Source organism: Vagococcus sp. WN89Y (assembly GCF_052220145.1).
In the GTDB taxonomy this organism is placed as follows: domain Bacteria; phylum Pseudomonadota; class Gammaproteobacteria; order Enterobacterales; family Enterobacteriaceae; genus Kosakonia.
The window spans coordinates 9,871-26,246 of record NZ_JBQPOM010000051.1 but is presented as its reverse complement, the minus strand read 5'-3'; the positions used below and the strand labels follow the sequence as shown (position 1 = coordinate 26,246).

At 51.6% G+C, this 16,376-nt stretch carries 25 protein-coding genes; 6 read left to right on the top strand and 19 right to left on the bottom strand.

Annotated elements, in window-relative coordinates; genetic code table 11:
* The first annotated feature begins 367 nt into the window (after positions 1 to 367).
* Entirely contained in the window at positions 368 to 922 is a 555-nt protein-coding gene (locus ACTU3N_RS15210) for a gamma carbonic anhydrase family protein (RefSeq protein ID WP_443086957.1), read from the top strand.
* Here the strand turns inward: ACTU3N_RS15210 and ACTU3N_RS15205 are convergent.
* The 6 genes from ACTU3N_RS15205 to dprA are packed head-to-tail and all read right to left on the bottom strand — an operon-like array spanning position 898 to position 4,689.
* Positions 898 to 1,155, bottom strand: coding sequence for a DUF1488 domain-containing protein (locus tag ACTU3N_RS15205; RefSeq protein ID WP_443086956.1), 258 nt, complete (start codon positions 1,153 to 1,155; stop codon positions 898 to 900). The genes ACTU3N_RS15210 and ACTU3N_RS15205 overlap by 25 nt on opposite strands.
* Positions 1,152 to 1,970: a shikimate dehydrogenase gene (gene aroE / locus ACTU3N_RS15200; protein ID WP_443086955.1), complete on the bottom strand. Its 819-nt coding sequence runs from the start codon at positions 1,968 to 1,970 to the stop codon at positions 1,152 to 1,154. The genes ACTU3N_RS15205 and aroE overlap by 4 nt, the downstream gene beginning before the upstream one ends.
* Before the next feature lie 4 nt (positions 1,971 to 1,974).
* On the bottom strand, positions 1,975 to 2,547 hold the full coding sequence (tsaC, locus tag ACTU3N_RS15195) for an L-threonylcarbamoyladenylate synthase type 1 TsaC (protein ID WP_443086954.1): 573 nt from the start codon (positions 2,545 to 2,547) through the stop codon (positions 1,975 to 1,977).
* Positions 2,537 to 3,094 (bottom strand): topoisomerase DNA-binding C4 zinc finger domain-containing protein, encoded by a 558-nt coding sequence (locus tag ACTU3N_RS15190; protein WP_443086953.1) that lies wholly within the window; start codon positions 3,092 to 3,094, stop codon positions 2,537 to 2,539. Before ACTU3N_RS15190 ends, tsaC begins: the two co-directional genes overlap by 11 nt.
* 25 nt (positions 3,095 to 3,119) lie before the next feature.
* Positions 3,120 to 3,593 (bottom strand): DUF494 family protein Smg, encoded by a 474-nt coding sequence (smg, locus tag ACTU3N_RS15185; protein WP_443086952.1) that lies wholly within the window; start codon positions 3,591 to 3,593, stop codon positions 3,120 to 3,122.
* A complete protein-coding gene (gene dprA, locus ACTU3N_RS15180) occupies positions 3,565 to 4,689 on the bottom strand; it encodes a DNA-protecting protein DprA (RefSeq protein WP_443086951.1) in 1,125 nt (374 codons plus the stop codon). Before dprA ends, smg begins: the two co-directional genes overlap by 29 nt.
* Positions 4,690 to 4,818: 129 nt before the next feature.
* Here dprA and def point away from each other — a divergent pair, with 129 nt between their 5' ends.
* From def to mscL, 5 genes are all read left to right on the top strand, one after another.
* Positions 4,819 to 5,328 carry a peptide deformylase gene (gene def / locus ACTU3N_RS15175; RefSeq protein WP_443086950.1) on the top strand — a complete coding sequence of 170 codons (510 nt, stop codon included), beginning with the start codon at positions 4,819 to 4,821 and terminating at the stop codon, positions 5,326 to 5,328.
* Positions 5,329 to 5,349: 21 nt separating this feature from the next.
* Complete coding sequence (gene fmt, locus ACTU3N_RS15170) at positions 5,350 to 6,297, top strand: methionyl-tRNA formyltransferase (protein WP_443086949.1); 948 nt, start codon at positions 5,350 to 5,352, stop codon at positions 6,295 to 6,297.
* 46 nt (positions 6,298 to 6,343) lie between these two features.
* Positions 6,344 to 7,633, top strand: coding sequence for a 16S rRNA (cytosine(967)-C(5))-methyltransferase RsmB (gene rsmB / locus ACTU3N_RS15165; protein ID WP_443086948.1), 1,290 nt, complete (start codon positions 6,344 to 6,346; stop codon positions 7,631 to 7,633).
* A gap of 22 nt (positions 7,634 to 7,655) precedes the next feature.
* Positions 7,656 to 9,032 (top strand): Trk system potassium transporter TrkA, encoded by a 1,377-nt coding sequence (gene trkA, locus ACTU3N_RS15160; protein ID WP_443086947.1) that lies wholly within the window; start codon positions 7,656 to 7,658, stop codon positions 9,030 to 9,032.
* Between the two features lie 150 nt (positions 9,033 to 9,182).
* Positions 9,183 to 9,590, top strand: a complete 408-nt coding sequence (gene mscL, locus ACTU3N_RS15155; RefSeq protein ID WP_443086958.1) for a large-conductance mechanosensitive channel protein MscL — start codon at positions 9,183 to 9,185, stop codon at positions 9,588 to 9,590.
* Here the strand turns inward: mscL and ACTU3N_RS15150 are convergent.
* The 13 genes from ACTU3N_RS15150 to rpsE all read right to left on the bottom strand — a co-directional run bounded on the left by ACTU3N_RS15150 (position 9,587) and on the right by rpsE (position 16,371).
* Positions 9,587 to 9,799 carry an alternative ribosome-rescue factor A gene (locus ACTU3N_RS15150; protein WP_443086946.1) on the bottom strand — a complete coding sequence of 71 codons (213 nt, stop codon included), beginning with the start codon at positions 9,797 to 9,799 and terminating at the stop codon, positions 9,587 to 9,589. The genes mscL and ACTU3N_RS15150 overlap by 4 nt on opposite strands.
* Positions 9,800 to 9,856: 57 nt before the next feature.
* Positions 9,857 to 10,276: a Zn(2+)-responsive transcriptional regulator gene (gene zntR / locus ACTU3N_RS15145; RefSeq protein ID WP_443086945.1), complete on the bottom strand. Its 420-nt coding sequence runs from the start codon at positions 10,274 to 10,276 to the stop codon at positions 9,857 to 9,859.
* Position 10,277: 1 nt separating this feature from the next.
* Positions 10,278 to 10,646: a DUF1992 domain-containing protein gene (locus tag ACTU3N_RS15140; protein WP_443086944.1), complete on the bottom strand. Its 369-nt coding sequence runs from the start codon at positions 10,644 to 10,646 to the stop codon at positions 10,278 to 10,280.
* A 108-nt stretch (positions 10,647 to 10,754) separates the two neighbouring features.
* Positions 10,755 to 11,141 (bottom strand): 50S ribosomal protein L17, encoded by a 387-nt coding sequence (gene rplQ / locus ACTU3N_RS15135; RefSeq protein WP_002919206.1) that lies wholly within the window; start codon positions 11,139 to 11,141, stop codon positions 10,755 to 10,757.
* Between the two features lie 40 nt (positions 11,142 to 11,181).
* Positions 11,182 to 12,159 (bottom strand): DNA-directed RNA polymerase subunit alpha, encoded by a 978-nt coding sequence (locus ACTU3N_RS15130; RefSeq protein WP_443086943.1) that lies wholly within the window; start codon positions 12,157 to 12,159, stop codon positions 11,182 to 11,184.
* Positions 12,160 to 12,196: 37 nt separating this feature from the next.
* Complete coding sequence (gene rpsD, locus ACTU3N_RS15125; RefSeq protein WP_000135224.1) at positions 12,197 to 12,817, bottom strand: 30S ribosomal protein S4; 621 nt, start codon at positions 12,815 to 12,817, stop codon at positions 12,197 to 12,199.
* 34 nt (positions 12,818 to 12,851) lie between these two features.
* Entirely contained in the window at positions 12,852 to 13,241 is a 390-nt protein-coding gene (gene rpsK / locus ACTU3N_RS15120) for a 30S ribosomal protein S11 (protein ID WP_002919257.1), read from the bottom strand.
* A gap of 16 nt (positions 13,242 to 13,257) precedes the next feature.
* Positions 13,258 to 13,614, bottom strand: coding sequence for a 30S ribosomal protein S13 (rpsM, locus tag ACTU3N_RS15115; protein WP_443086942.1), 357 nt, complete (start codon positions 13,612 to 13,614; stop codon positions 13,258 to 13,260).
* 146 nt (positions 13,615 to 13,760) lie between these two features.
* Complete coding sequence (rpmJ, locus tag ACTU3N_RS15110; protein ID WP_000868187.1) at positions 13,761 to 13,877, bottom strand: 50S ribosomal protein L36; 117 nt, start codon at positions 13,875 to 13,877, stop codon at positions 13,761 to 13,763.
* A 30-nt stretch (positions 13,878 to 13,907) separates the two neighbouring features.
* Positions 13,908 to 15,239, bottom strand: coding sequence for a preprotein translocase subunit SecY (gene secY, locus ACTU3N_RS15105; RefSeq protein ID WP_007369823.1), 1,332 nt, complete (start codon positions 15,237 to 15,239; stop codon positions 13,908 to 13,910).
* Positions 15,240 to 15,246: 7 nt separating this feature from the next.
* On the bottom strand, positions 15,247 to 15,681 hold the full coding sequence (gene rplO, locus ACTU3N_RS15100) for a 50S ribosomal protein L15 (protein ID WP_275876154.1): 435 nt from the start codon (positions 15,679 to 15,681) through the stop codon (positions 15,247 to 15,249).
* A gap of 3 nt (positions 15,682 to 15,684) precedes the next feature.
* Positions 15,685 to 15,864: a 50S ribosomal protein L30 gene (gene rpmD / locus ACTU3N_RS15095; protein ID WP_079805475.1), complete on the bottom strand. Its 180-nt coding sequence runs from the start codon at positions 15,862 to 15,864 to the stop codon at positions 15,685 to 15,687.
* A 6-nt stretch (positions 15,865 to 15,870) separates the two neighbouring features.
* Positions 15,871 to 16,371, bottom strand: a complete 501-nt coding sequence (gene rpsE / locus ACTU3N_RS15090; RefSeq protein ID WP_007369821.1) for a 30S ribosomal protein S5 — start codon at positions 16,369 to 16,371, stop codon at positions 15,871 to 15,873.
* Between the last annotated feature and the right edge of the window lie 5 nt (positions 16,372 to 16,376).

Sequence of the window (16,376 nt, the reverse complement as noted above, 5' to 3'; positions counted from 1 at the left end):
GAGTGCCCACACAGATTGTCTGATAAATTGTTAAAGAGCAGTTGCGACGCGCTTTAGCGCTCTGTCGCGAGGTGGCGTATATTACGCGTTCCTCTTTCAGAGTCAACCCTTAACATCAGGATTTTTTCTCTTTCGTTGCGCCGACTATCTGGTGAAGTGATTCACGTTGTCGTGTCAACGGAGGCGCATTATAGGGATCCCAATTTTTAGCACAAGTCTTTTTGCGATCTTTTTTTCTGACTGCTGATTTTTCACGCTTTTCGCTGCGATCGCGTACGATCTGCTCAAATAATGAAGGGTAAAAGGGTTGCAGAAGGCTATTCTTGCGATCAAAGTCTTAATTCAGCCCGTTTTCGATGAGGTACATATGTCTACCGTGTTACGTCCTTATAAGGATTTCTTTCCTGATGTTGGGCAGCGTGTAATGGTTGATGCCACGAGTGTCGTGGTAGGTGATGTCAGAATAGCTGAAGATGTTGGCATCTGGCCGCTGGTTGTGATTCGTGGTGATGTGAATTATGTAGAGATTGGCGCCCGCAGTAATATTCAGGACGGCAGCGTTCTGCATGTTACTCATAAATCTTCTTATAATCCTGAGGGCAATCCCCTGATTATTGGTGAAGATGTGACGGTCGGGCACAAGGTAATGCTGCATGGTTGCACTATTGGTAACCGGGTATTGGTTGGAATGGGATCGATTTTGCTCGACGGCGCGATTGTCGAAGATGATGTGATGATTGGCGCGGGTAGCCTGGTCCCTCAACATAAACGCCTTGAGAGCGGCTACCTTTATCTGGGAAGTCCGGTGAAGCAAATCCGCCCCCTGACAGAAGCAGAAATTGCAGGTCTGAAGTATTCAGCAAATAATTATGTCAAATGGAAAGATGAGTACTTAGCTCAGGATAACCAGACGATACCCTGATCATCTTCGCCCTGTTGACGAATAATCTCTTCAGCTTCTTCTTCCAGATCCCAACGGTTTTCCCGAAATGTCGCCAGAAATGCTTCTGGCGATTGGGCCGCAAAGCGTTGTGCTAATACCTCGCCCTTAATCGCGCAGATGAGCTGCATGCCATTGACCAGCGCCGGGAAACAAACGGCCTGCATCGACGCGCTCCACTCTTCGCGATCCGGAAACTGTATCGCCTGATTCACTTTTCCAGCTCCTGCTTAAGCATCTTAAGAACAGGTTCTATATCCGGCATCACCCCGTGCCACAGCAACACGGCATGTGCCGCTTGCCCCACCAGCATCCCCAGACCATCAGCAACGTGCTTTGCCCCCAGGCTTTCACACCATGCCAGAAAAGGCGTCTTTCCCTTTTGATAGAACATGTCATAACAATAAAGCTGTGAATGAATAACCGACTCTGGCAATGCCGGAATACCACCTGAGATGCCGCTTGAGGTCGCATTGATGATCAGGTCAAACTCCTGTGCTGAAAGCGCGTCCATCGCAAGCGCGTTCACGCTCCCTGTATGGGCAAAAAGCTCGGCCAGCTCCTGCGCCCGCGCATGGGTACGATTCGTGATCGTTACGGCACAATCCAGCGACAGCAACGGCAACAACACGCCACGTGCGGCGCCACCAGCGCCCACCAGCAAGATACGCGACCCCGGGCGAATAAACGCCAGCCTTTGCAAATCACTGAGCAGACCGATGCCATCGGTGTTATCGCCCAGCAGTCGGCCATCTTCCAGTCGCTTAAGGGTATTTACCGCTCCGGCAAGCGCGGCACGCTCAGTCAACGCGTCTGCGCGAGCAAACGCTTCTTCTTTAAAAGGTACGGTGATGTTGGCACCTTTCCCCCCTGCGGCAAAGAATGCATTTAGCGAATTGACAAAGTCATCCACCGGGGCAAGCACGCGGCCATAGGGGTGATCAATATGTAGCTGTTTAGAGAATTGCTGATGGATAAAAGGCGACTTGCTATGCGCGATAGGATTGCCGAAAACTGCGAAGGATTCCATACAATTATCCCTGGCGAAACAGTTCGCCGGTCAGGGCATCACGGATTTCAGAAGGATTTTGCCGCCCGCCGGTTGGCGCATCAATAACCGGGAAGTCGGCGCCAAACTGATGACAAACTTCTTGTGCCGTTCTGCATGGAGGCAGGCCGGATAAATTCGCACTCGTCGAAACCAATGGTTTACCGTAGGTTTCGCACAGCGCAATCACCAGCGGATGATTGGTGACACGCACGGCCAGCGAATCGAAGCGACCGGTCAGCCAGCGGGGTGTGGTTGGCTTTGCCGGGAAAACAAAGGTCACCGGCCCCGGCCAGCAAGCGAAGATGGCGTTACGCTGCGCTTCGGTCAGCATACTGTCATCAATATAAGGTTTTAACTGTTCATAACTAGCAGCAATAAGTATCAGACCTTTATCGACGGGACGCTGCTTTAATTCAAGCAGACGATACACAGCAGTTTCGCTGTCGGGATCGCACCCGACGCCGAAGACAGCTTCTGTTGGATAAGCGATGACGCATTCTTTTTTCAGCACGTCCACTGCGTCAGCAATGGCGCCTGTTGGCAGGTTATTCTTCACTATTTTGTTCCGCCGTTACCGGCTGTCCACATTGTTTACTGGCGCAAAAGCGTTTGACGCCCTGCGCCGTTTTCTTCTCGATAAGTAGCGGGTAGTGGCACACCGGGCATTCACCCGCCACCGGTTTGAAATTGATAACGAACTGGCAATCAGGGTAGCGATCGCAGGAATAGAACGTTTTGCCATAGCGGGAGCGGCGCTGCACCAGATGCCCTGCCTGACATTGCGGACAAGCAATCGCGGTTTCATCTGGTTTATCGATAAGTTCAGTATGCTCGCATTCCGGGTATTGGCTGCAACCAATAAACATACCAAAACGGCCCTGGCGCAGCACTAACTCCGCGCCACAGCGGGGACATAACTGACCATCCAGAACCTTCACAATATGCCCATCCGCCTGGCTTTTCAGGGGGCGAACATAATCACATTCCGGATAGTGCGAGCACCCAAGAAACGGGCCGTGTTTCCCGGATCGAATAACAAGCTCAGCCCCGCATTGGGGGCAGGGCTCATTGTTACGCACCGAAAACAGTGCTGATTTAGCCATAACAACTCATGCTGCTGCAAAATGATTAGTGCAGCATACCTTCATTCACTTCAAAGAGTAATTCTTCCATTTGCTGGTAAGCGTTTTCGCACCCTGGAATATTGAAAAGAACCATCAGGATGATCCATTTCAGATCCTCCAGTTCGAACTCTGCTGTATCCAGCGCCAGCACGCGTTCAATCACCATTTCCCGCGTTTCGAGGTTTAGCACCTGAATCTGCTCAAGGAATAACAAGAATCCCCGGCAAGTGGCGTCCAGCCTTTCGCACTCTTCGGCAGTATAAATGCGCAATGAGAGCGGATCGGAAGCAAGCTGCATCGGTTCGGCGAGGCCATCCTGATAATCAGCCAGCTTTTCCAGCCATAAGAGCGCATTGTAGATATCTTCACGATCAAAGCCGGCGTCGGTAAGATCCCGTTCCAGTTTGTCCTGATCCACACGCATTTCTGCTTCGTTATGGATGTAAGTCTCAAACAAGTACATTAGTACGTCGAACATGGCATGCCCTCCTCAATCGGACATAGCCGCCGGGTACAGCTGCGATCCACCCTGCTAACTCCAGCTCGAGCAGTTGGGCTGCCACCACTGGCACAGGTTGGCCGGCACGTTCAGCGACGACGTCAACAGGTGTTACCTCATCTCCTACGTTAGCCAGGAGCTCCGGAAATGGCAATGCCAGCGGTTCCTGTTCTGTCGAATAAATTGCATTTTCGGGTGTTTCATGAAGCCATTTCAGCCCATATTGCAAATTCTCAAGGATCTCCCGGGCTGAGGTCACAGGTGTCGCCCCCTGTTTGATTAACCAGTGCGGACCTTCGCTTCCGGGATTGCCTATTGGCCCTGGCATTGCAAACACTTCCCGGCCTTGCTCCAGCGCCAGTCGCGCTGTCACCAGCGAACCGCTTCGCAGCGCGGCTTCCACAACCAGTACCCCGCTACTTAACCCGCTGATGATGCGATTGCGCCGGGGGAAATTACCCGGCAAGGGCATGGCCTTTAAGGGAAACTCGGAAACCAGCGCGCCGCCACTCTCAAGCAGTTGAGCGGCAAGCGAAGCATTCCTGCGTGGATGAAGGCTAAATAAACCGTTCCCTAATACGCCAATGCTCTTTCCATTTGCACTAATAGCACTGCGATGCGCGATGCTATCGATACCAAGCGCCAGCCCACTGGTAATGGTCAAACCGCTCTGAGCCAGCGCTTCACAGAAAACCCTCCCCCAGCGCTCACCGTACCATGAGTGCGCCCGGCTACCGACGATCGCCAGTTGCGGTGTATTTAGCACTGCCGGATCGCCTTTTATAAAGAGGGCGCCGGGGTAATCAACAATCGCACGCAGCTGCTGAGGATAAGTATCATCACTGGCGGTGATGAGATGCTGCTGTGGCTGCGCAAGCCACGCCATGCTCTGCTCCAGCTCTTTTTCCGTCAGAGAAAAAAAACGCCTGACCTGGGCCGCACTCAGACCATATCGTTGGAGCTCATCAGGCGTAGTGTTCTGATTTTGCCGTAACCATTGCGCGGCATTTACCCAGCGCTCGCCGCACAGATCCCCAACCTGCAACAGGCGCAGCCAAATCTCCGTGGATGTCATCCCTTCCCCCTTGCCACAAGCCGCGCGGGCAATCATTGCGATTGGTCACTGATGCTGTCAATCGCAGGGGGATTTGTCTAGAATAGAGAGAAGATTCTTTTCAACTCCTGAACACGACTCTGGATATCTATGGCAGTTTTGCATGTGTTACATATTCCGGACGAGCGACTTCGCAAAGTTGCCGATCCGGTGAAAGAAGTTAATGCGGACATTCAGCGTATCGTTGATGATATGTTTGAAACCATGTACGCAGAAGAAGGTATTGGTCTTGCAGCAACACAGGTTGATATCCATCAGCGCATTATTGTGATTGATGTGTCCGAAAACCGTGACGAGCAACTGGTGCTGATCAATCCTGAACTGCTGGAAAAAAGCGGTGAAACGGGTATTGAAGAAGGGTGCCTGTCTATCCCTGAGCAGCGTGCACTGGTGCCGCGTGCAGAGAAAGTAAAAATTCGCGCGCTGGATCGTAATGGTGAATCATTCGAACTGGAAGCTGACGGTCTGCTGGCAATTTGTATCCAGCATGAAATGGATCATCTGGTTGGTAAGCTGTTTATTGATTATCTGTCGCCGATGAAACGTCAGCGTATTCGCCAAAAAGTTGAAAAACTGGATCGTATGAACGGCCGTGCATAAGGCGGGCCGCAAGGGATAAACGTGTCAGATTCTTTACGTATTATTTTCGCCGGAACTCCTGACTTTGCAGCGCGTCATCTTGACGCGCTGTTGTCTTCTGAACATCAGATTGTCGGCGTTTTCACCCAGCCCGACCGTCCCGCCGGTCGCGGTAAAAAACTGATGCCCAGCCCGGTTAAAGTGCTGGCAGAAGAAAAAGGCCTGCCGGTATTCCAGCCAGCAACGCTGCGTGCGGCGGAAAATCAGCAGCTCGTTGCATCTCTGAATGCCGACGTGATGGTCGTGGTGGCTTACGGGTTGATTTTGCCAAAAGCGGTGCTGGACATGCCGCGCCTTGGTTGTATCAATGTCCATGGTTCGCTTCTCCCGCGCTGGCGCGGAGCGGCGCCCATCCAGCGTTCATTATGGGCAGGAGATACCGAAACCGGCGTCACCATCATGCAGATGGATGTCGGCCTGGATACCGGGGATATGCTCTATAAACTCGCCTGCCCGATAACCCCGCAGGATACCAGCGCTACGCTTTACGATAAGCTGGCGCAGCTTGGTCCTCAGGGGCTGCTGGAGACGCTGCAACAGCTGGCGCAAGGTCGCATCCAACCGCAGGTTCAGGATGAGGCGCTGGTGACGTATGCCGAGAAGCTAAGTAAAGAAGAAGCACGTATTGACTGGTCTTTGAGCGCAGCGCAACTGGAGCGCTGCATTCGTGCCTTCAATCCCTGGCCAATGAGCTGGCTACTGATAGACGAGCAGCCGGTAAAAGTTTGGCAAGCGTCTGTCATACCATCGGCTACGTCGGCTGAACCTGGTACCATTGTCGACGCCTCGAAAACCGGCATTCAGGTGGCAACCGCTGACGGCATATTAAACCTCGAGTCGCTGCAGCCCGCGGGCAAAAAAGCCATGAGTGCGCAAGATTTACTGAATTCACGGCGGGAATGGTTCGTACCTGGCAACCGCCTGGCCTGAGACTGATATTTAGCCCGGTTTGCCGGGCATTTTTATTTTTGTGGTTATGAAAAAACAATTCAACTTACGAAGTATGGCGGCGCAGGCCGTTGAGCAAGTCGTGGAACAAGGGCAATCGCTCAGCAATATTCTCCCGCCGTTACAGCAAAAAGTTTCCGATAAGGACAAAGCGCTGCTCCAGGAGCTGTGCTTCGGCGTGCTGCGCGTGCTTCCGCAGCTCGACTGGCTAATCAATAAACTGATGTCGCGCCCGATGACCGGCAAGCAGCGCACGGTGCACTATTTGATAATGGTGGGCCTCTACCAACTGTTGCATACGCGCATCCCGCCCCATGCTGCGCTGGCTGAAACGGTTGAAGGCGCGGTGGCGATTAAGCGACCGCAGCTTAAAGGTTTGATCAATGGCGTGCTGCGCCAGTTTCAGCGCCAGCAAGAAGTGTTAATGGCTGAGTTTGCGAATAGTGAAAACCGCTACTTACTTCCTGCCTGGCTATTAGCGCGTTTGCAGAAAGCGTGGCCACAGCAATGGCAGCAAATTGTAGAAGCAAGTAACCAACGGCCACCGATGTGGCTGCGCGTCAATCGCCAGCATCACACCCGCGATAGCTGGCTGGCGTTGCTGGAAGAAAGCGGCTTGCAGGGGTTTACTCACCCGGCGTATCCGGATGCCGTGCGCCTCGCGGTGCCAGCACCGGTGACGGCTCTGCCCGGTTTTGCTGAAGGTTGGGTCACGGTGCAGGATGCATCCGCCCAGGGTTGTGTAGCCTTTCTGGCGCCGAAAAATGGTGAGCGCATACTGGATCTCTGCGCAGCGCCTGGCGGCAAGACTACGCATATCCTCGAAGCTGCGCCGCAGGCCAGCGTGCTGGCAGTGGATATCGATGAGCAGCGCTTGTCGCGGGTTTATGACAACCTGAAGCGGTTAGGCATGAAGGCGGAGGTCAAGCAGGGGGACGGGCGTTTCCCTGCACAGTGGTGCGGTGAGGAAAAATTCGATCGCATCTTGTTAGATGCTCCCTGCTCCGCAACGGGCGTCATTCGACGTCATCCGGATATAAAATGGCTGCGCCGCGATCGTGATATCCCGGAGCTGGCACAATTACAATCGGAAATTCTGGACGCTATCTGGCCACATTTGAAATCAGGTGGAACGCTGGTTTATGCCACCTGCTCCATCCTGCCGGAAGAGAATAGCCAGCAAGTTGCCGCTTTCCTCAAGCGTACCCCAGACGCGCAGCTTAGCGAGACCGGCACGCCTCAACAGCCGGGTAAGCAGAATTTACCGGACGCGGAAGCAGGCGACGGCTTCTTTTACGCTAAGATAATCAAACAGTGATGGATACAGCGGGTCACAGCAGATGAAGATAATTATTCTGGGTGCGGGGCAGGTCGGCGGTACGCTGGCAGAAAACCTGGTCGGTGAGAATAACGATATTACCGTTGTCGATACCAACGGCGACCGTCTGCGTACCCTGCAGGATAAATTTGATTTGCGTGTCGTGCAGGGGCACGGCTCGCATCCGCGTGTGCTGCGCGAAGCTGGCGCTGATGATGCGGATATGCTGGTTGCGGTCACCAGTTCAGATGAAACGAATATGGTTGCCTGCCAGGTCGCCTATTCATTGTTCAATACGCCAAACCGTATCGCCCGTATCCGCTCGCCCGATTATGTGCGCGATGCGGATAAGCTGTTTCACTCCGAGGCTGTGCCGATCGATCACCTGATCGCGCCCGAGCAGCTGGTTATCGACAGCATTTATCGTTTAATTGAGTATCCTGGCGCGCTGCAGGTTGTAAATTTTGCTGAAGGCAAAGTGAGTCTCGCAGTGGTGAAAGCCTACTATGGCGGCCCGCTGGTCGGAAATGCACTGTCAACGATGCGCGAACATATGCCCCACATCGATACGCGCGTAGCGGCAATTTTCCGCCAGGATCGTCCGATTCGCCCGCAAGGTTCAACCATTGTTGAGGCGGGTGACGAGGTATTCTTTATTGCCGCATCGCAGCACATCCGTGCGGTGATGAGTGAGTTGCAGCGGCTGGAAAAGCCTTATAAACGCATTATGTTAGTGGGCGGCGGGAATATCGGCGCGGGCCTCGCCCGGCAGCTGGAAAAAGATTATAGCGTGAAGCTTATCGAGCGCGATCAGCAACGCGCAGCCGAGCTGGCGGAGAAGTTACAAAATACCATCGTATTTTATGGTGATGCGTCCGATCAGGAGCTTCTGGCAGAAGAGCATATCGATCAAGTCGATCTGTTTATTGCCGTCACCAATGATGACGAAGCCAATATTATGTCCGCGATGCTCGCTAAACGCATGGGGGCGAAAAAGGTCATGGTGCTGATCCAGCGACGTGCGTATGTCGATCTGGTGCAGGGCAGCGTAATTGATATCGCTATTTCGCCGCAGCAGGCGACGATTTCGGCTTTACTCAGCCATGTGCGAAAAGCGGATATCGTTGGTGTTTCTTCTTTACGCCGTGGAGTTGCAGAGGCAATCGAAGCCGTTGCCCATGGAGATGAAACAACTTCCCGCGTGGTTGGGCGCGTTATTGACGAAATCAAACTGCCGCCAGGCACCATCATTGGCGCAGTCGTTCGTGGTAATGATGTGATGATTGCGAATGATAATTTGCGTATTGAGCAAGGCGACCACGTAATAATGTTTTTAACCGATAAAAAATATATTACCGACGTCGAACGATTGTTCCAGCCAAGCCCCTTCTTTTTGTAATAATAATGAGCGCCATTATTTGCGCTCATTATTTTTCCCTTGTAGTTATAAGGAAATAGAAAGTTCTGGTTATTATTCTCCCAAAATGGAAATTGCCTGCTAGTTTGTTAGACTTATTCTGTCAGTTAGCACATGGAGAAGAATATGAGCATTTTAAAAGAGTTCCGCGAATTCGCGATGCGCGGGAACGTCGTTGATTTAGCTGTAGGTGTGATCATCGGCGCAGCCTTTGGCAAGATAGTCTCTTCGCTGGTCGCCGATATCATTATGCCTCCACTGGGTTTATTAATCGGCGGGATTGATTTTAAACAGTTTGCGCTTACATTGCGTGCCGCACAGGGCGATACTCCAGCCGTGGTAATGCAATATGGGATGTTTATTCAGAATATTTTCGATTTCATCATCGTTGCTTTTGCCATTTTCATGGCGATTAAGCTAATCAATAAACTAAAACGTAAACACGAAGAAGAACCGAAAGCACCATCGGCACCAAGCAAAGAAGAAGTGTTACTGACCGAGATTCGCGACCTGTTAAAAGAACAGAATTCTCGCCCTTAAGCAGAAACCAGAAGGCCAGAGGTAAGAAAGCGATTCACTTGCTTGCCACTGGCCTCCTGAAAGCCTCGTTTTGCATGTTTATTTTTTCGCAGATAGCTTCCCTTCCCTTTTTTATTTTTTTCAACACGTTGCCTGAACAATGGATCATGTAACAATGCTTCAATAGCATTATCGTTAATCTGCCCTTTAGTATGCTGATAGCGACTCATAACGTCTCCAGATTGTGGGTTAAAACGGCCGAAGTGTAAGCCTCTCTGTGCATAAGATCAACAGGCTTTGCTGGTCGCCCCTTGCTCCAGCGCTTCCAGGATAGAACAATAGACGCTGCTGTGAGCGGTACCGCAACATGCATCGTTTAACTTTTGCAGCGAACGACGCATTGACTGCAATTCTTCTATCCGCGCTTCTACTTCACTCAGCCGTGACTGGACGATACTTTTTGATTCCTGGCAGGTGTGATGCTCAGGATCGATGCGAATCGACAGTAGCTCACGGATAGATTCAAGGGTGAAGCCAAGCTGGCGGGCGTGGCGAATAAATTTCAGACGCTGCAAATCATTGTCGGTATAAAGGCGAAAGCCGCCTTCCGTGCGCACTTCATGATCCATCATTTGCTGTTTTTCGTAGTAGCGGATAGTATCCGGCGTTACCCCGGCCTGCTTTGCAAGTTCACCGATACGGTACATTTTATTCCTCACTTAACTTTTGCAGCAGTTTCTCTGCATATCTACCGTGTAAGAAATCTGTGCTCAGACCCGCCTGGCGCAGTCGGAACTCAAGTAGCGTCAATCGACGCCGCAACTCCTGATATTGAGGATGATCGTCCTGAATACTTTCGAGCAGATCCGCTAACGCAAGGGCTTCCCTACGGTATTCAAGCTCCGGCGGCAAGCAGCCTGCATTTTTCAGCAAGCGGTAGCCTGCACGCAATTCAGGAGGCACGTGTGAATCATCATCCAGAGCAAGGGGTTCGCCTCGACCCGGTAGATTGTCAAATTCACCTTTTTTTTGGGCATCAAGGATATGACGTTCTGCCCACTGATCAAGCAACCACATTGTTGGTCTCCAGGGGATGAACAAAAAAGAGTCATATACCCCAAGAGTATGGGGGGAAGAGAGAAATAAAAAAACCCGCCGAAGCGGGTTTTTTTACGTTACTACAGATTACTCTGCAGCAGCTTCTGCTTTAGGCTCGGCGCGATCAACCAGCTCGATGTAAGCCATCGGAGCATTGTCACCAGCACGGAAGCCACACTTAAGAATACGAGTGTAACCACCGGCACGGCTCGCGAAACGCGGGCCCAGCTCGTTAAACAGTTTTGCCACGATCTCGTTATCACGAGTGCGGGCGAATGCCAGACGACGATTAGCAACGCTATCAGTCTTGGCAAGTGTAATCAGCGGCTCGACTACGCGACGCAGCTCTTTCGCTTTCGGCAGAGTCGTCTTGATGATCTCATGACGAACCAGAGAACCTGCCATGTTACGGAACATGGCCTGGCGATGGCTGCTGTTGCGGTTCAGTTGACGACCACTCTTACGATGGCGCATGACCTTATCCTTCTCAGTAAAACCTTAACCTGTGATCCGGTTACTCGTCAGCAATGCTTGCCGGCGGCCAGTTTTCCAGGCGCATGCCCAGAGACAGACCACGTGAGGCCAGCACGTCTTTAATCTCAGTAAGAGATTTTTTACCCAGGTTCGGCGTTTTAAGCAACTCAACCTCGGTACGCTGTACCAGATCACCGATATAGTGGATAGCTTCTGCCTTAAGGCAGTTAGCAGAGCGGACAGTCAATTCCAGATCGTCAACAGGGCGCAGCAGGATCGGATCGAATTCTGGTTTCTCTTCTTTAACTTCCGGTTGACGTACATCACGTAAATCAACGAAAGCTTCCAGTTGTTCTGCCAGGATGGTTGCCGCACGACGAATCGCCTCTTCAGGATCGATTGTGCCGTTGGTTTCCATTTCGATGACCAGCTTGTCCAGGTCGGTACGCTGCTCAACACGTGCTGCTTCAACATTGTAGGCAATACGCTCTACAGGGCTGTAGCACGCATCAACCAGCAGGCGGCCGATCGGGCGCTCATCTTCTTCCGAATGAATTCGGGCAGACGCCGGCACATAACCACGACCGCGCTGAACTTTGATACGCATGCTAATAGATGCGTTTTCATCGGTCAGGTGGCAGATCACATGCTGCGGCTTGACGATTTCGACATCACCGTCGTGGGTGATATCGGCTGCGGTCACAGGGCCAATGCCAGATTTATTCAGAGTAAGAATAACTTCATCTTTACCCTGAACTCTCACCGCCAGCCCTTTCAGGTTGAGCAGGATTTCAAGGATATCTTCCTGAACGCCTTCTTTGGTGCTGTACTCGTGAAGCACACCATCAATCTCAACCTCAGTCACCGCGCAACCCGGCATCGATGAGAGCAGAATACGGCGCAGTGCGTTACCCAGAGTATGGCCGAAGCCACGCTCTAAAGGCTCAAGGGTCACCTTGGCGTGCGTCGAACTCACTTGCTCGATATCTACCAGGCGCGGTTTTAGAAACTCTGTCACAGAACCCTGCATTGTGTCCTCTCTTTGGTACTAAGCTTTACTTGGAGTAAAGCTCGACGATCAGGTGTTCGTTAATGTCCGCAGACAGATCAGAACGCTCCGGCTTACGCTTGAACGTGCCTTCCATCTTGCCAGCATCAACTTCCAGCCAGGTTGGCTTTTCACGCTGCTCAGCCAGCTCCAGAGCGGCTTTCACGCGAGACTGCTTTTTCGCTTTCTCACGAATGCTAACCACGTCATTCGGACTAACCTGATAAGAAGCGATGTTAACAACACGACCGTTTACCATGATTGCTTTATGGCTAACCAGCTGACGTGCTTCTGCACGAGTGGCGCCGAAGCCCATACGGTATACAACGTTGTCCAGACGACCTTCCAGCAGAGCCAACAGGTTTTCACCGGTGTTGCCTTTCAGACGTGCTGCTTCTTTGTAGTAGTTACGGAACTGACGCTCCAGCACACCGTAGATACGGCGAACTTTTTGCTTTTCACGCAACTGCACACCATAGTCAGACAGACGCGGTTTACGCGCACCGTGCTGGCCAGGAGCTTGTTCAATTTTACACTTGGTATCGATCGCGCGAACGCCAGACTTCAGGAACAGGTCTGTGCCCTCGCGACGGCTCAGCTTGAGCTTAGGACCCAAATATCTTGCCATTTTCTTTCTCCAACAATCCTAGAAAACGACCGCGTTATACGCGACGTTTTTTCGGCGGACGACAACCGTTGTGAGGGATCGGAGTCACATCAGTAATATTAGTGATGCGGAAACCAGCGGCGTTCAGAGCACGAATAGTAGATTCGCGACCCGGACCCGGTCCCTTAACCATAACTTCCAGATTCTTGATGCCGTATTCTTTTACGGCTTCAGCGCAACGCTCTGCTGCAACCTGAGCTGCAAACGGAGTGGATTTGCGAGAACCACGGAAACCGGAACCACCGGCTGTTGCCCAACCCAGCGCGTTACCCTGACGATCGGTAATAGTAACGATGGTGTTGTTGAAAGAAGCATGGATATGAGCCACGCCGTCAGAGACTTGTTTTCTTACACGTTTACGTGCACGAATTGGTGCCTTTGCCATTATTCAATCACCCCGATTATTTCTTGATCGGTTTGCGCGGACCCTTACGGGTACGTGCGTTGGTCTTGGTACGCTGACCGCGAACCGGGAGACCACGACGATGACGCAAACCGCGATAGCAACCAAGATCCATCAGGCGCTTGATGCTCATGCTGATTTCACGGCGCAGATCACCTTCAACGACAAATTTGGCAACTTCGTCACGCAGCGTGTCGATTTGTTCTTCAGACAGCTCACTGATCTTAACATCTTCAGCGATACCCGCAGAAGCCAGAATAGCTTTAGAACGGGTTTTGCCGACGCCGTAGATCGAAGTTAATGCGATCACAGCATGTTTCTGATCAGGAATGTTAATGCCTGCTATACGGGCCACTATGCACTCCTATAATTTTACTTGCACGCTCCATGCTGAAAAGCCCGTTTTCAGGATACTCAAATGGATACGTACAGACATACAAAAGATTGGCTGGCTAATCTAGCCAGCTCAACCCAACTTTGCAAGAAAAATATGCGAAATAATCAGCCTTGGCGCTGTTTATGCTTCGGCTCGGCACTGCAAATCACGCGGATGACGCCATCACGCTTAACGATTTTGCAGTTACGGCATAATTTCTTGACGGAAGCACGAACTTTCATTTTTACTCTCCGTAACTTCTCGGGCGACCATTAACGGCCGTAGCCTTTCAGGTTCGCCTTCTTCAATGCAGACTCATACTGACTGGACATCATCAGAGTTTGCACTTGAGCCATAAAGTCCATAATCACGACAACAACGATAAGCAGTGAGGTCCCACCGAAGTAGAACGGTACCTTCATTGCATCACGCATGAACTCCGGGATCAGGCAGATAAAAGTAATATAGAGCGCACCGACCAAAGTCAGGCGGGTCATTACTTTATCGATATACTTCGCCGTTTGCTCTCCCGGACGAATTCCTGGTACAAATGCACCGGACTTCTTCAGGTTATCTGCTGTTTCACGCGGGTTGAAAACCAACGCCGTGTAAAAGAAACAGAAGAAGATGATTGCAGACGCATAGAGTAACACATAAAGCGGTTGCCCAGGCTGCAAATACAGCGAAATTGTTGTCAGCCAGTTCCAACCAGTACCGCCCCCGAACCATGACGCGATGGTAGCCGGGAACAGAATAATACTGGAAGCGAAGATTGCCGGGATTACCCCCGCCATATTCACTTTCAGCGGTAAATGTGTGCTCTGAGCAGCATAGACACGACGCCCTTGCTGACGTTTCGCGTAGTTTACCACAATGCGGCGTTGACCACGCTCAACAAAAACAACAAAAAACGTCACTGCGAATACTAATACTGCAACCAACAGCAACAGGAGGAAGTGCAGGTCGCCTTGACGCGCTTGCTCGATAGTATGGGCAATGGCTGGCGGAAGACCCGCCACAATGCCGGCAAAGATTATGATAGAAATACCGTTACCGATACCTCGTTCAGTAATCTGTTCACCGAGCCACATCAGGAACATTGTCCCTGTAACCAGACTGACAACAGCGGTGAAGTAGAATGCAAAGCCTGGATTCATTACCAGGCCCTGCATACCAGGCATATTCGGTAGACCGGTAGCTATACCGATCGACTGGAAGATTGCCAACACCAGAGTACCGTAGCGGGTGTACTGGCTGATCTTACGACGACCAGACTCCCCTTCTTTCTTCAGCTCTGCCAGGGCCGGATGAACGACCGTCAGCAGCTGGATAATAATCGATGCCGAAATATACGGCATGATACCCAGTGCAAAGATAGAAGCACGGCTGAGAGCACCACCAGAGAACATGTTAAACATTTCAATGATGGTGCCACGCTGTTGCTCAAGCAGTTTGGCAAGTACAGCGGCATCAATACCAGGGATCGGAATAAAAGAGCCAATACGGAACACAATCAACGCACCGATAACAAACAGCAGTCTGCGTTTCAGTTCGCCAATTCCACCCTTGGCACTTTGAAAATCTAATCCCGGTTGTTTAGCCATCTGCTACTTATTCCTCAATTTTACCGCCAGCAGCTTCGATAGCAGCACGAGCGCCTTTAGTCACACGCAGACCGCGAACAGTTACCGGACGAGCTACTTCACCAGCCAGGATCACTTTCGCGAACTCGATCTGGATACCGATAATGTTAGCCGCTTTCAGCGTATTCAGGTCTACTACGTCGCCTTCTACTTTAGCCAGATCGGACAGACGAACTTCTGCCGTAATCATTGCTTTACGAGAAGTGAAACCGAATTTCGGCAGACGACGATACAGTGGCATCTGGCCACCCTCGAAACCGCGACGCACGCCACCGCCAGAACGAGATTTCTGACCTTTGTGACCACGACCACCGGTTTTACCGAGGCCAGAACCGATACCACGACCCAGGCGTTTACCCGCCTTTTTGGAGCCTTCGGCCGGAGACAGAGTATTTAAACGCATCTCTTACTCCTCAACTTTAACCATGAAGGAAACCGCGTTGACCATACCACGAATCGCAGGAGTATCCTCACGTTCAACAGTATGACCAATACGACGCAGACCCAGGCCAAGCAGCGTTGCCTTGTGTTTCGGCAGACGACCGATTGCACTGCGGGTTTGAGTGATTTTAATAGTCTTTGCCATGGTCAATTACCCCAGAATTTCTTCAACGGATTTACCACGCTTGGCAGCGACCATTTCCGGGGACTTCATATTTTCCAGGCCATCAATAGTTGCACGAACCACGTTGATCGGGTTGGTGGAACCATAGGCTTTAGCCAGAACGTTATGAACCCCAGCGACTTCCAGAACGGCGCGCATTGCACCACCGGCGATGATACCGGTACCTTCGGAAGCCGGCTGCATGAATACACGAGAACCCGTGTGAGTACCCTTAACCGGGTGCTGCAGGGTGCCGTGGTTCAGCGCGACGTTAATCATATTGCGACGGGCTTTTTCCATCGCTTTCTGGATCGCTGCCGGAACTTCGCGGGCTTTACCGTAACCAAAACCAACGCGACCGTTACCATCGCCTACTACAGTCAGAGCTGTGAAGGAGAAAATACGACCACCTTTAACGGTTTTAGATACGCGGTTTACCGCGATCAGCTTTTCCTGCAGTTCGCCAGCTTGTTTTTCGATGTGAGCCATCTTAC

Bases quoted from the DNA above. Each gene is read 5' to 3' on its own strand.
- rsmB (WP_443086948.1), top strand. From the start codon at position 6,344: ATGAAAAAACAATTCAACTTACGAAGTATGGCGGCGCAGGCCGTTGAG.
- ACTU3N_RS15190 (WP_443086953.1), bottom strand. From the start codon at position 3,094: ATGGCTAAATCAGCACTGTTTTCGGTGCGTAACAATGAGCCCTGCCCC.
- aroE (WP_443086955.1), bottom strand. From the start codon at position 1,970: ATGGAATCCTTCGCAGTTTTCGGCAATCCTATCGCGCATAGCAAGTCG.
- rplQ (WP_002919206.1), bottom strand. From the start codon at position 11,141: ATGCGCCATCGTAAGAGTGGTCGTCAACTGAACCGCAACAGCAGCCAT.
- ACTU3N_RS15150 (WP_443086946.1), bottom strand. From the start codon at position 9,799: ATGAGTCGCTATCAGCATACTAAAGGGCAGATTAACGATAATGCTATT.
- rplO (WP_275876154.1), bottom strand. From the start codon at position 15,681: ATGCGTTTAAATACTCTGTCTCCGGCCGAAGGCTCCAAAAAGGCGGGT.
- rpmD (WP_079805475.1), bottom strand. From the start codon at position 15,864: ATGGCAAAGACTATTAAAATCACTCAAACCCGCAGTGCAATCGGTCGT.
- secY (WP_007369823.1), bottom strand. From the start codon at position 15,239: ATGGCTAAACAACCGGGATTAGATTTTCAAAGTGCCAAGGGTGGAATT.
- rpsE (WP_007369821.1), bottom strand. From the start codon at position 16,371: ATGGCTCACATCGAAAAACAAGCTGGCGAACTGCAGGAAAAGCTGATC.
- dprA (WP_443086951.1), bottom strand. From the start codon at position 4,689: ATGACATCCACGGAGATTTGGCTGCGCCTGTTGCAGGTTGGGGATCTG.
- zntR (WP_443086945.1), bottom strand. From the start codon at position 10,276: ATGTACCGTATCGGTGAACTTGCAAAGCAGGCCGGGGTAACGCCGGAT.
- ACTU3N_RS15210 (WP_443086957.1), top strand. From the start codon at position 368: ATGTCTACCGTGTTACGTCCTTATAAGGATTTCTTTCCTGATGTTGGG.
- def (WP_443086950.1), top strand. From the start codon at position 4,819: ATGGCAGTTTTGCATGTGTTACATATTCCGGACGAGCGACTTCGCAAA.
- ACTU3N_RS15140 (WP_443086944.1), bottom strand. From the start codon at position 10,646: ATGTGGTTGCTTGATCAGTGGGCAGAACGTCATATCCTTGATGCCCAA.
- rpsD (WP_000135224.1), bottom strand. From the start codon at position 12,817: ATGGCAAGATATTTGGGTCCTAAGCTCAAGCTGAGCCGTCGCGAGGGC.
- rpsK (WP_002919257.1), bottom strand. From the start codon at position 13,241: ATGGCAAAGGCACCAATTCGTGCACGTAAACGTGTAAGAAAACAAGTC.
- trkA (WP_443086947.1), top strand. From the start codon at position 7,656: ATGAAGATAATTATTCTGGGTGCGGGGCAGGTCGGCGGTACGCTGGCA.
- smg (WP_443086952.1), bottom strand. From the start codon at position 3,593: ATGTTCGACGTACTAATGTACTTGTTTGAGACTTACATCCATAACGAA.
- rpmJ (WP_000868187.1), bottom strand. From the start codon at position 13,877: ATGAAAGTTCGTGCTTCCGTCAAGAAATTATGCCGTAACTGCAAAATC.